The sequence below is a fragment of the Pantoea sp. T14 genome (genome assembly GCF_036663535.1).
GTDB lineage: Bacteria > Pseudomonadota > Gammaproteobacteria > Enterobacterales > Enterobacteriaceae > Pantoea > Pantoea phytostimulans.
The window spans coordinates 121,163-131,251 of record NZ_JAWUEB010000005.1 but is presented as its reverse complement, the minus strand read 5'-3'; the positions used below and the strand labels follow the sequence as shown (position 1 = coordinate 131,251).

General features: G+C 51.9%; 11 protein-coding genes, 1 tRNA gene and 1 other RNA gene. 4 read left to right on the top strand and 9 right to left on the bottom strand.

Going from position 1 to position 10,089, the window contains the following annotated elements; genetic code table 11:
• The 8 genes from SC127_RS01740 to SC127_RS01705 form a co-directional block, all read right to left on the bottom strand.
• Window positions 1–112, bottom strand: a non-coding RNA gene (locus SC127_RS01740) — RtT sRNA; the annotation flags it as partial.
• 34 nt (window positions 113–146) lie between these two features.
• Window positions 147–223, bottom strand: a tRNA-Pro gene (locus SC127_RS01735).
• Window positions 224–348: 125 nt separating this feature from the next.
• Entirely contained in the window at window positions 349–2,040 is a 1,692-nt protein-coding gene (eptB, locus tag SC127_RS01730; protein ID WP_332624937.1) for a kdo(2)-lipid A phosphoethanolamine 7''-transferase, read from the bottom strand.
• Window positions 2,041–2,245: 205 nt separating this feature from the next.
• Window positions 2,246–3,007, bottom strand: coding sequence for a molybdopterin-dependent oxidoreductase (locus SC127_RS01725; RefSeq protein WP_409075075.1), 762 nt, complete (start codon window positions 3,005–3,007; stop codon window positions 2,246–2,248).
• Window positions 3,000–3,614, bottom strand: coding sequence for a cytochrome b/b6 domain-containing protein (locus tag SC127_RS01720; protein WP_332624936.1), 615 nt, complete (start codon window positions 3,612–3,614; stop codon window positions 3,000–3,002). The genes SC127_RS01725 and SC127_RS01720 overlap by 8 nt, the downstream gene beginning before the upstream one ends.
• 3 nt (window positions 3,615–3,617) lie before the next feature.
• Window positions 3,618–4,229, bottom strand: coding sequence for a DUF5666 domain-containing protein (locus SC127_RS01715; RefSeq protein WP_215848023.1), 612 nt, complete (start codon window positions 4,227–4,229; stop codon window positions 3,618–3,620).
• A 128-nt stretch (window positions 4,230–4,357) separates the two neighbouring features.
• Window positions 4,358–4,786 (bottom strand): organic hydroperoxide resistance protein, encoded by a 429-nt coding sequence (locus SC127_RS01710; RefSeq protein WP_243079750.1) that lies wholly within the window; start codon window positions 4,784–4,786, stop codon window positions 4,358–4,360.
• Between the two features lie 98 nt (window positions 4,787–4,884).
• Window positions 4,885–5,349 (bottom strand): MarR family winged helix-turn-helix transcriptional regulator, encoded by a 465-nt coding sequence (locus tag SC127_RS01705; RefSeq protein ID WP_243079751.1) that lies wholly within the window; start codon window positions 5,347–5,349, stop codon window positions 4,885–4,887.
• A gap of 63 nt (window positions 5,350–5,412) precedes the next feature.
• Here SC127_RS01705 and SC127_RS01700 point away from each other — a divergent pair, with 63 nt between their 5' ends.
• The gene (locus SC127_RS01700) at window positions 5,413–6,006 is read left to right on the top strand and encodes an HD domain-containing protein (RefSeq protein ID WP_332624935.1); all 594 of its coding nucleotides are present in this window, start codon (window positions 5,413–5,415) and stop codon (window positions 6,004–6,006) included.
• 49 nt (window positions 6,007–6,055) lie between these two features.
• On the opposite strand, the gene SC127_RS01695 is transcribed toward SC127_RS01700, so the two are convergent.
• A complete protein-coding gene (locus SC127_RS01695) occupies window positions 6,056–6,349 on the bottom strand; it encodes an HTH-type transcriptional regulator (protein ID WP_215848026.1) in 294 nt (97 codons plus the stop codon).
• A gap of 936 nt (window positions 6,350–7,285) precedes the next feature.
• Between SC127_RS01695 and SC127_RS01690 the strand changes: the two genes are divergently transcribed.
• Genes SC127_RS01690 through SC127_RS01680 form a run of 3 tightly spaced genes read left to right on the top strand, consistent with a single transcriptional unit; the run spans window position 7,286 to window position 10,064 of the window.
• Window positions 7,286–8,005, top strand: a complete 720-nt coding sequence (locus SC127_RS01690) for a FadR/GntR family transcriptional regulator (RefSeq protein ID WP_243079753.1) — start codon at window positions 7,286–7,288, stop codon at window positions 8,003–8,005.
• Window positions 8,002–9,006, top strand: coding sequence for an ABC transporter ATP-binding protein (locus tag SC127_RS01685; protein WP_332624934.1), 1,005 nt, complete (start codon window positions 8,002–8,004; stop codon window positions 9,004–9,006). The genes SC127_RS01690 and SC127_RS01685 overlap by 4 nt, the downstream gene beginning before the upstream one ends.
• Window positions 9,003–10,064 carry an ABC transporter ATP-binding protein gene (locus SC127_RS01680; protein ID WP_215848028.1) on the top strand — a complete coding sequence of 354 codons (1,062 nt, stop codon included), beginning with the start codon at window positions 9,003–9,005 and terminating at the stop codon, window positions 10,062–10,064. The genes SC127_RS01685 and SC127_RS01680 overlap by 4 nt, the downstream gene beginning before the upstream one ends.
• Window positions 10,065–10,089: the final 25 nt, after the last annotated feature.

The following is a 10,089-nucleotide window of genomic DNA, read 5'->3' as shown; positions in this document are numbered from 1 at the left end:
TACGCTTCTCGCTGAGAAGCGCCCTGCGGGCCGTTGCTGAAGCAACGTGGTCTCGCTACGCTCGGCTCAAACCTCCTTCGGAGGTTCTCATCCTCTGTTTACTGCAGACGAAAAAAAACCTGCTTTAAAAGCAGGTTTTCTAAATGTGGTCGGCGAGAGAGGATTCGAACCTCCGACCCTCTGGTCCCAAACCAGATGCGCTACCAAGCTGCGCTACTCGCCGATGGGGGCGCATGTTACTGCGACCCACCGGGAGCGTCAACCGCTTTTTACACTTTGACCGTCAATCGCCTGGAAAGCATGCAGCATGAAAAAAACACCCACGCGTCAATAAGTTCCAGGCAGCAATCATAGCGAACTCGTCTGGCTCGAAGCCGGTGCCTGACACCAGTTATTGGCCGCTTTAATGCCACCATCTGGCGAGGTATAACCCAAACATCCCAGAATGGTATCAAACAGCTCAACGTGGCGGTGCGTTTTACCTACGCGCTGCTGCGCCTGCAGGCGCTCAAAGTTACTACGATTAGTGGGGTCTTCCAGATATTTATCTGATGCCCAAACAATCATTGGCACGCGGAACTGTTCTGGTGGTGCCATTTCACGTGGCGTACCGTGCAGGTGCATGTTTTCACTGATCGATTCGCCATGATCGGCTGCATAGAAAACAATCGCTTTCTTATCACGCAGCTGATCCAAAACGCTGTCGAGCATGGTGTCGACATACAACACTGAGTTGTCATAAGCGTTGATCAATTGTGCTTTGCTGCACGTCTCGTCAACGCCCATACATTCCGGCTGATACCGCGCAAAACTACGTGGATAACGCTGCGAATAGAGATAATGCGAACCCTTGGTGTGCAAAACCACTAAGTGTTTGCCTTTCGGGAAACGCTCCAGCGACGTTTTTAACTCAGGCACCAGCAGCATGTCGTCGACCGATTTACCCTGATTACGCTTCTCGGAACCAATCTGCTCGCGGAAAGCGAAGTTGTTCGCGTTGACGTTATCGTAAAACCACACTTCACTCTGCATTGCGAACAGCTCAGAAGTGAAGCCCAGCTCTTTCATCACTGCAAAGACGTTCTGCTCTTTCAGCGTGCGTCCCGGTGTGTCCATTGTGCCGCCTTCACGCACAAACATGCAGCGCAGAGAAAGCTTCGTCGCGGTATCACAGGATTCGCCACGGAACGCGACCAGGTTTTTCTCTTTAGAGAGTTTTGGCGTGGTATCACGTTCATAACCGAGCATGCCCATGTGATCCCAACGGGTGGTTTCACCGATGACAAACACTACATAGGTGTCATCCAAACCTTGCGGCGCAACATAGGTAAATTTCTTCGCGGGATCGAGCAGTTCCTGGCTCTCCAGGGTTTCATCCAGTCGCGTCCAGGCAAACAGTCCAACCGCGGCCAGCCAGTTAGAAGGCAGATAAGAGTGTGCAACCACGCCGCCGTAGCTTGGCAGATCGATGTTGGTTATCTCTTCATTGGCTTTTTGCAGCTTGTCGAAATAGCGAATCGGCAACCAAACCAGCGCGACGCAAACTAACATGACTAACGTCGGTTTAAGGCGATGACCCGGCGTACGCAGCTGTTCATTGAGCGTCAGGCGAAGGTTATTTCGCCAAATCATCAGCAGCGGCAATGCACTAACCAGCACCATCCACGCCACGAAGTGAAACCCAATGACCTCTTTCGACAAATCCATATCGGTGGTCATCACCGATGCCACGATGCCGTAGCCAATCACCACATTGAAAAAAGCCATGTAATAGGCTGAAGCAACAGAGATCAGCACGATACAGGTGGCGAGCACACGATAGATTTTCTTGCCGCCTAGCGACAACAAACGCATGAGGAAAAAAGTCAGTATGACAATCGCAATGACTTCTGTGGCTGCGGTCACCCAATTTATCAGTGTGGAATGCGTCAAGAAACCGTCAAAACGGCGATAAAAAATTGGTAAATTCAGTAGGATACCGATGTACAACGCCAGCAATAGCGACAACCTTTGCTGGGTTAAACTCTTAATATAATTCATGAAAAATGGTGTTTCCCTGGAGTGATGCGCTTTATCGAACGTTAGTGTGACTATCAGATTGCAGTAGAGTTCGATTAGTAAGCGCATCGGACAAGATGCAGGAGGATTCTGAACGCGTTACTGCGAGGTGGCACAGTAGAACATGCAAGAAATGGTTAGACCAGAAAATAATCAAAACTGTGAACAATTGCACACTTTTTGTTCACTAAATCCCGCTAAAACCGTTATAGCCCTGATCTTCCCAATAGCCGCCTGGATTCTGATCGGTAACAAAGATCGCGCCGATATGCTTGGCGTTCTTGAAGCCAAGCTTGGTGGGCACGCGCAGCCGCAGCGGATAACCGAAATCTGGCGGCAGCGGTTTGTTGTCAAAATCCAGCGCGAGAATAGTTTGTGGATGCAGCGCCGTGGGCATATCCAGGCTGGAATAGTAACGATCATCGCATTTGAAACCGACATAGCGTGCGGTTAAATCGGCCCCGATGTGTTGCAGAAAGGTCTTAAGTGGAACGCCGCGCCATTGGCCAATCGCGCTCCAGCCTTCAATGCAAATCAAGCGAGTAATTTGTTCGGTCTGCGGCAAGCGCTGCAATTGCTCCAACGTCCAGGGCGCTTTGTTCGAGACTTTGCCCGACACTTCCAGCCGGTAATCCGCAAGATCTATCTCCGGCACATTGTATTCGGGATAAAAGGCATTAAACCGGAACGGACGGGTGATTTGATCGGCAGAATAGGTTTGTGCCAGCTTCTCACCATTAAATAACCAGCTTTGTACCCGATCGTTCCAGCGTGACATCGCCCATAAAACTTTATCGACGCTATCGCCATCCTGTAAGTTACAACCGCTGAGCAGCGAGACGGCACCCAGCGTTAATCCGCTGCGCAGCAGCATGCGGCGTTGTAGATTGATCAGCTGTTTGTGCTGATCAGGTTCCAGGATGATTTTACTTTTGGGTTGTTCACTCACGATCTGCACTCCGCTTGCCACCGGTAATCATTGGCCACAACGTTTGCGGCACCAGGATCACCATCATCACGTGAACCACTGTAAACAGCACCAAGCCGCTCATGGCATAAAAGTGCACATAACGCGCCATATCAAAACCACCGAAAAGCGCCACCAACCCGCTAAACTGCACCGGTTTCCAGATAGATAAACCCGATAGCACCAGCAGCACGCCGTCCACCAACACAAACAGGTACATCAATTTCTGTACCGCATTGTAGTCGCTGCCGCGATGATGCAGCCGCAGCCGCAATGCCGAGAAAAGATCTTGCCAGAGCGCGCGCCCACTTAGCGGTAAAAAGCGGCCACGAAATTGCCCGCTGATGATGCCCCACACCAGATAACTTACCCCGTTAGCAAACAGCAACCACATCACCGCCAAATGCCAGGCAATGTGGCCGCCGAGCCAGCCGCCTAGCGTCATCCATGCGGGAAACGTGAAATTGAACAGCGGCGAGGCGTTGTAAATGCCCCAGCCGCTCATCAGCATGCCGATCATCACCAGCACATTTGTCCAGTGACAAAGCCGAATCGGCCAGGGATGACGTGAACCCGATGCTTTTTTCATGATTTACATCGGTGGTGTCAGACCATCTTTACCAGCAGAAATACCGCGAGCCACGATGTGACCATCGCTGGCTTTGCTGCCAAACAGCACTACTTTGCCGCCCGGCTTCAGCAAACTTTTATTGCCTGGCTCAATCAGCACTACCGGTACATCATCAGGAACCTGCACCGTTTTTTGCTTGTCGCCATATTTAACCGTCATGGTGCGGCCATTGCTGTTAACCAGTTTGCCGACCGTACCGTTAGTCATGGTATTGATTTTGCCATCGGCTGATTCGAAAGGATTAAAGCCTTCACCACTGCCGCGCAGGCTTGGCGCAAATACGTGGACTTCAAGCGCTTTCAGTTCGCCATTCGCTTGCGGTACCGCGGCGGTACCGATAAAGCTGTCTGGTTTGATGTCGCTCATCTGCGCTTTGCTGACGCTGTTAACTTTAGTTTTGTCGTTGATCTCGACTTTAATTTTATCGCCCTGACGCGTGGTGACATCCAGCTGGTTGCCGCTGATGGCATCAATGGTGCCGCGCATAGGGGTAATCACATTGTCAGCGGCTGCCGCAGTAAAGGCGACGCTGAGTAATAAGCCAGGCAGTAAGGCGCGCAGGCGTGAAGTCATAGGGGATTCTCCAGAAGAAGTTAGCAGACTAACTAAGCGTAAGAGGTCTGGATAAATAGTGTGGGAAAATCGAGGGAAAAGAGTGTATTGAAACATTACGAGCCCGCTTTGCAGGCCCGTAAAAACGTTTAGCGAACGATGTTCAGCGTCACGTCAATGTTGTTGCGGGTTGCATTGGAATAAGGGCAGACGATGTGTGCTGCATCAACCAATTTTTTCGCTTCCGCTTCATCCATCTCAGGCAGATGGATATTCAGGGTGGCTTCAATGCCGAAACCGTTCGGGATTGGGCCAATGCCGACTTCGCCTTCAATCCATGCATCTTTAGGCATAGAAATCTTGTCGCGACCCGCTACAAACTTCATTGCGCCGAGGAAACAGGCTGAATAACCCGCTGCGAACAGCTGCTCTGGGTTGGTCACTTCGCCGCCTGCGCCGCCCATCTCTTTCGGCACGCCTAATTTAACGTCCAGCACACCGTCAGAAGAGGTTGCACGACCATCACGACCGCCGGTTGCTTTGGCTTTTGCACGGTAAACCACTTGTTCTAATGACATAAATTCCTCGCTATATGCTATTTAATCGCCCGCTACTTAAATAAGCGTAGTCGAACGGGTGAAATTTAGCGGGTGCGTGGCACCCACATTATGAATTCTTATCGCGAACGATTCAGATTATTGCGAAGATCGTCCAGCTGCGTTTTCAGCGCATTCAAAGCGGATTCATCACAGGCCGCCGCACATTGAATGGCGTCGGGAATGCTTTCTGCCTTGCTACGCAAGGCTCGACCTGTTTCGGTCAACGTCACCACTACTTGCCGCTCATCCTGACGCGAACGCTGACGATTAATGAGTCCGGCGCTTTCCAGCCTTTTAAGCAGCGGTGTCAGCGTGGCGGAATCCAAAAAGAGCTGCTCACCAATCTCCGAGACGGTGACATCATCTTTTTGCCACAGCACCAGCATCACCAGATATTGTGGATAGGTCACGTCGAGTTGCGTAAGCAGCTGGCGATACACCTTATTCATCGCCAGATTGGCAGAATAGAGCGCGAAGCAGAGCTGCTGATCCAGCAACAGTGGCGCTGCTTTCACTTTTTTGTCATCTTGATTACTGTTCATGGCTAGAATATAGATAGCGCGCTACACAATTGCAAGCAACATATTATGCTAAGGAGTAAAAGCATGATGGATTCTCTTGAAGATCAGGCGCGACGCTATGCAACACAAGCCCATGCCGAAACGGGTCAGCGACGCAAATACACTGATGAACCCTATATTGTGCATCCGGCGGCAGTCGTTGAATTGGTTCGCAGCATTACGAGTGATGAAAATTTGCTGGCCGCAGCTTGGTTACACGACACGGTAGAAGATACCGCGACCACACTAAACGATATCGACATTCACTTTGGCCCGCGAGTCGCCGAGCTGGTAGAAATGTTAACAGACAGTGCCCAGCCGACCGCTAAAAACCGAGCGGCCCGCAAGCTGGCACATTTTCAGCACACGGCTAACGCAGCGCCGGAAGCGCAAACCATTAAACTTGCAGATATCATCGACAATACGCGCTCAATTGTGCGGTTTGATCCGCACTTTGCTCGTATCTATTTGGTAGAGAAAAAGGTGCAAATCGAATTGCTGAAGCAAGGTGACGCTCAATTGTGGCAGCAGGCCTCAACCATTATCGAAGCAGGCATTGCGCAGTTAGGTGAGCCGCCCTATAGCGTGCCGGAGAGTTGGTTCGTTAAACAAGCCGCTAAATATGGTGGCTTAAGCTGAAAAAACCCGCCAGCGGCGGGTTCTTTTGTTCTTCTCGTCTTATCAGTGCTTACTCAAGCAACTGCCTTCCAAGGTACGGGTTGGCATGAAGCAACTTCATTAGTTTCTGCGCCGTGGCTGAAGGACGCGTACGACGTGCCTCCCAACTTTTCACAGAAGAAACGCTAACGCCCATTACTTTGGCAAATTCATCAAGCTGCATACCGGTCATTTCGCGTAAGCGTTGTGGTTCGGGCATCGTAGGCTGGAGTTGAATTTCCAAATCAGCAGGACGTTTATCACGTGTCAATACAATCTGCTCAAGGCTGCTGAGCAATTCAAACATTGGGTCTTTTAATTCCATAGAGAACTCCTTAAAAACTCACTATGAATCACGTGAAAGTAGAGAGGTACGAACCTGAAGTCAGGTTCTGAAACCGGCCTGTTCAGGCTGCATCCCGCAAGGGTTTGTTTTTGTTATGAGTAAAACCATTACGGGACACAGCCTGTTGTGCACTGCTTTTTAAAGGTGTCAGAACAATGCAACAAAAGTCGGGAAGCTAAGTATGGATAGAGTCCTGACGATTTGCTGCGCAATTTATAATTTTTTTTTATCTATGCTTTGCCACTTTCGGCCAAAATTAACTAACTGACTGAATTTAATGCTATTTAAAGGTCACTTCTGCTGACTTAAATTGAAAAATAGTGCTTATGAATGCAGCTTTTTTTTCAGGCAAATATCATCATCCACCTCAAAGGACGCTAAACGGCGTTCACAACACCGTCGCATTTGAAGATCGTCTTACGCATTGTGCCGAGTCAATATTGCAATAGCATGGCAGGCTCGCATTCATCCTGTTCACAGAAGTCACTGCAATTTCTACGCCATCTCCACGACGCCTGCTCTCGCAGCAACAGGCTTTCGCATGTTGCTCCCAGCGCGGGCGGTTATTCGTTTCAATGCATCACGGATTAAGCGAAATTTTGTCACGCCACTGACGTAAACCCGCGCAGTATTGCACACTTTTACAGCAATCACGCACTGTTCTGGCGCAATGCGCTTTTCCTCATCTGGTCGTTATTCGCCAGGGTAAGTAAACCGACAGGGATCACTGCAATTATTTCATTGTTATTAATCAATGGAATACCTCACTTTTACCCTTAATCAGCCTGAACCAATTAAAAATTGGTTCAGTTCTTGCCTACGCTACATAGTGCCCAACTGTTTAATTCATAAACAAAAACTTATGAAAACCGGCTTTACCCCATCTTTTTCTGATAGATGACAGGCGAACCAATAATGAGTGATACGCCCGAAACCTCAGCCAACTCCAGTTCAGCACTGGAAAAACTGCGGCAGCTGCTTCAGCAGCACGACAGCACACCTGAACTCGCTTTACCCACTGAGCGAGAGCTGGCGGAGCGTTTTTGCGTAGGCCGACGTGAAATCCGCCGAGCGCTTGATGTGCTGGAAGAAGAAGGCCGCATCTGGCGTAAGCAAGGCAAAGGTACGTTTGTTGGCCCATCCGCACCGGTTCAGCCCTTAGTGCTGCACGCTTTGCCGCAGCAATCGAATTTGCTGGAAGTGATGGAGGCGCGCTTGCAGCTTGAGCCCGGCCTGGCGAGATTAGCTGCGCTGCGCGCCAGCAAAGAGCAGATCTCGCTGCTGCATCGCTTGCTGGAGCGCATGCACCAGGTCGCACCCGGTGATGGCGATCAGCATGAGTTATGGGACAGCGCCTTTCATCGTGCGATTGCTGAAGCTGCGGGTAATCGCTTAATGCTGGGTTTATTCGATGCCATTGACGCCATTCGCCGCGATCCCGGCTGGCAGCATCTGCGCGTACAAGCGCGCACCCCTGCGCGGCTGGATACCTACGATGTGCATCATTTGCGGCTGGTCACGCATATCGCGCAGCGTCAGCCTGTAGAAGCCGCCGCCGCCATGCGCGAGCACTTATTAGCGCTGCAACAAGCGTTAATGGAAGCCCTTCATCAGCCCGATCAGGAGACGTTATGAGTGACGGTTCTTCACGCCCGGTGTTGGCGGTACGTAATTTACGCGTGCAGTTTCGCGGCTCGCCGGTCACGGTGCTGGATGGCATTTCGCTTACCCTAAACGCCGGTGAAACGCTGGCATTGGTGGGTGAATCAGGTTGCGGTAAAAGCATTACCTCGCTGGCGCTAATGGGTTTATTGCCTGCCAGTGCGCAGATTCTTGAAGGTGAAATGCGCTTCGACGATTGTGAATTACGTCACCTCAGCAACACCGATTACGCCAGTTTACGCGGCAATCAGTTGGCAATGATTTTTCAGGAGCCAATGACCTCACTCAATCCGGCGTTTACGCTTGGCGATCAACTCAGCGAGGCGGTATTAAGACACCGCCGCGTCAGTCGTCGTGAAGCGATGGACGTCGCGTTGGAAATCCTGAAAAAAGTACAAATTCCCGCACCGGAAATGCGACTCAAAGCCTATCCACATCAGCTTTCGGGTGGTATGCGTCAACGCGTGATGATCGCCATGGCGCTGATCAACAATCCCAAGCTGCTGGTGGCTGACGAACCGACTACCGCGCTCGACGTCACTATTCAGGCACAAATCCTTCAGCTGTTAAACAGCCTGCAAAAAGAAACCGGCACTGCGGTTCTGATGATCACCCATGACCTTGGCGTGGTGGCGGAAGTTGCGCAGCAGGTGGCGGTGATGTACGCCGGACAAGTGGTGGAAACCGGTTCAGTCGAGGCGATTTTCAACGATCCGCAACATCCGTACACCATTGGCTTGATGGGCTCGATTCCCAGTCTTGCTGCCCGCAGCGGCCCGCTGTCCACCATTCCGGGCAACGTGCCTTTACCCGAGCAAATGCCTGCCGGCTGCCGCTTCGCGACGCGCTGCCCATTCGCTGAAACGCGTTGCCATCAAACGCGTCCTGCGCTGCACGCTTTGGCACCCGCCCATCAGGTGGCCTGCTTTCGCGCGCCGCTGGAACAGCACGTCACGCTGGGAGAGATTGCATGAAACCGATTTTGGAATGCCGCGACCTGAGCAAAACCTTTGCTGGCCCCACTCAACTGTTCAAACGTAATAAACAGGTGACAGCGGTGGATCGCATCTCGTTGCAGGTAAAAGCGGGTGAAACTCTGGCGATCGTGGGCGAATCTGGCTCGGGCAAATCCACTTTGGGCCGCCTGCTACTGCGCCTGCTGGCCGCCAGCCAGGGTCAGGTTTTTTATCAGGGTGAAGAGATTACCCATGCGAATGGTGCGCATCTCAATCGGCTGCGCCGCGAGTTACAAATCATCTTTCAGGATCCTTTTGCTTCATTGAATCCGCGTATGACGGTTGAAAGCATTGTGGGTGAACCGTTGTGGTTGCACACCAAACTCACACGTGACGATCGCCAGGCGCGAGTGCATCAGCTGTTGCGCACCGTGGGTTTGCCGCCCGCCTGGGCGCAACGTTATCCGCATGAATTTTCTGGTGGTCAGCGCCAGCGTATCGGCATTGCGCGCGCGCTGGCGTCTGAACCGACATTGTTACTTGGCGACGAACCGGTTTCGGCACTGGACGTTTCAGTGCAGGCGCAGGTGGTGAATCTGTTGGAGAGCCTGAAACAGCAGTTTGGTCTGACGATGATCATCGTCGCGCACGGTCTGGCGGTGATTCGCCACATGAGCGATCGCGTTGCGGTGATGTACCTCGGGCAAATCGTTGAGCTTGCCAGCGTTGACGAAATTTTTGATGCGCCCTTGCATCCTTATACCCAAGCGCTGATTGCGTCGGCACCACAAATGCAGCCTGGCGTGCCACGCACGCAGCCGCTGCTGCAGGGCGATTTGCCTAATCCGGCATCCCCGCCGAGCGGCTGCCGCTTTCATACCCGTTGCCCCTATGTCACCGATGAGTGCCGCCAGTTAGAGCCGATCAATCAGGTTTTACCCGGCGGACGTCAGGTCGCCTGCCACCGCTGGCAGGAAATTAATCGCGATCGCAGCGCCATTCTTATCGCGCCGCCGTCTGCCGCTTTTTTACGCCGCCGTGCCTTGTTCGAGCACGCGGTGAATCAACCGTCCTAATCTCTGGAGATATGTCGTGAAGAAA

Coding starts and splice junctions, on each gene's coding strand:
- eptB (WP_332624937.1), bottom strand. CDS start 2,040: ATGAATTATATTAAGAGTTTAACCCAGCAAAGGTTGTCGCTATTGCTG.
- SC127_RS01720 (WP_332624936.1), bottom strand. CDS start 3,614: ATGAAAAAAGCATCGGGTTCACGTCATCCCTGGCCGATTCGGCTTTGT.
- SC127_RS01715 (WP_215848023.1), bottom strand. CDS start 4,229: ATGACTTCACGCCTGCGCGCCTTACTGCCTGGCTTATTACTCAGCGTC.
- SC127_RS01710 (WP_243079750.1), bottom strand. CDS start 4,786: ATGTCATTAGAACAAGTGGTTTACCGTGCAAAAGCCAAAGCAACCGGC.
- SC127_RS01705 (WP_243079751.1), bottom strand. CDS start 5,349: ATGAACAGTAATCAAGATGACAAAAAAGTGAAAGCAGCGCCACTGTTG.
- SC127_RS01700 (WP_332624935.1), top strand. CDS start 5,413: ATGATGGATTCTCTTGAAGATCAGGCGCGACGCTATGCAACACAAGCC.
- SC127_RS01695 (WP_215848026.1), bottom strand. CDS start 6,349: ATGGAATTAAAAGACCCAATGTTTGAATTGCTCAGCAGCCTTGAGCAG.
- SC127_RS01690 (WP_243079753.1), top strand. CDS start 7,286: ATGAGTGATACGCCCGAAACCTCAGCCAACTCCAGTTCAGCACTGGAA.
- SC127_RS01685 (WP_332624934.1), top strand. CDS start 8,002: ATGAGTGACGGTTCTTCACGCCCGGTGTTGGCGGTACGTAATTTACGC.
- SC127_RS01680 (WP_215848028.1), top strand. CDS start 9,003: ATGAAACCGATTTTGGAATGCCGCGACCTGAGCAAAACCTTTGCTGGC.